This is a genomic window from Peribacillus sp. NPDC056705, assembly GCF_043656335.1.
On the sequence record NZ_JBHTYI010000141.1, the window covers coordinates 1 to 1,754 of the forward strand.

General features: G+C 49.6%; 1 protein-coding gene. It reads left to right on the top strand.

The annotated features are described in order from the left end of the window. A partial coding sequence (locus tag ACFRAK_RS28285) for a S8 family serine peptidase (RefSeq protein WP_394573082.1) occupies window positions 1–1,754 on the top strand: 1,754 nt, incomplete at both ends.

The following is a 1,754-nucleotide window of genomic DNA, read 5'->3' on the forward strand; positions in this document are numbered from 1 at the left end:
CCTGTGCTGGATGAACAATTGGAAAGCACGGGAACGGGGCAGGTCGATGTCATCGTTGAATTGTCTGCTGAGCCGGTTGCACTGGCCAAGGGCATATCCTCTATAGCGGGCAAGTCATTTAGCTCTTCAATGAAGACTGCCGTTGAACAGAAAGTAGAGCGACAACAACAAACCTTCATTGACAGTCTGAATAGCCAAAATATCAATCATGAAATCTCTAATCAATATAGCTATGCTTTTAACGGGGTAGCATTGGAAATGGACAGTAGCAAACTTGAGACCATTCTCGATATACCCGGTGTTCTGGGCGTGTATCCGGATCTGGAAGTAACGGTTGGCCCCAAGGGAGAAGTTAATCCGTATATGAAAGATACCGGTCCATTTATTGGTGCTCCGGAAGTATGGGATCTTGGATATACAGGTAAAGGTATTAAAGTCGGTGTGATCGATACAGGAATAGACTATGTTCACCCAGTCCTGAAGGATGCTTATAAGGGTGGATATGACTTCGTGGATAACGATAATGATCCTTATGAGACGACTCCGCTCGATTGGGAGAACGATCCTAACGATCCTCCACAGGTCAATGATAGAGGAAGTACGTATTGGACCGATCATGGAACGCATGTGGCGGGCACCATCGCGGCCCGGGATGCGGGTGAATTCGGAGTTGTGGGTATCGCTCCGGAGGCGGATATCTATGCGTATCGTGTGCTTGGCCCTTATGGGAGCGGTAAATCCAGTTGGGTACTGGGAGGTATCGACCGTTCGATTCAGGACGGAATGGATGTGATTAACCTCTCGCTTGGCAGTGCCCGCAATGATCCGGATTATGTAACGTCCGTGGCCATTAATAATGCTGCGCTGGCTGGTGTCACGCCAGTCGTTTCCAGCGGCAATACGGGGCCGAACCGCTGGACGGTAGGATCGCCGGGGGCATCCGCTTTTGCCATAACCGTGGGGAACTCTACGGGACCGAGTGATGAAATTTCGGCCACTACACATTTTTATACAGATGCTGTGCAGCCTGAGGTACCCGTCGGAGTGGATGAGGGTACAGCGGAACCTGGGGCTGAACAGGAACAACCAACTGTTTCTGAAGAACAGTCTGGTGTACAAGCAGGTGATGCTGCCGAGCCAGCAACGTCGGATGAAAACCCATCGGATGTCGTAAGCGAAGAAATTCAGGGAACTGATGAGGTCCCTGTTGAAATAGCCGAAGAAGAAACTGTTCCGGCAGTGGACATAAACGTACCTTTGAGCGTAGTAGACGCTACGTATACCCTTGAACTGATGGCTTGGAGTCTGGCCGAGGATCCGGAAATAGTCTTGGATGGAGAGTCTGGCCTCGTGTATGCGGATCTGGGTAAACCTGAAGATTTCGCGGATAAAGACATAACGGGCAAAATCGCGTTGATTAAACGCGGAGAACTCGCATTTGTGGAAAAAATCGCTAATGCCAAGGCAGCAGGTGCCAAAGGGGCGATCATTTTCAACCAAAACCCGGGACTGATCGGTGTTCTGCTTGGTGACAGCTTTAACTTTATCCCGACGCTGAGTATGAGCAAAGAAGATGGCGATTTCCTCAAATCTCTGCTCGATGCCAACCCTGATCTTAAAGTAAGCTTTTCCGATTTTGTCAGAAGCAAGTCGGTTGGGGATGAGATCAATGACTCGAGTTCCCGTGGTCCAGTTAAAAAGACCCTGGATATTAAACCTGACGTTGTAGCACCGGGAACGAGCATTCTATCGTC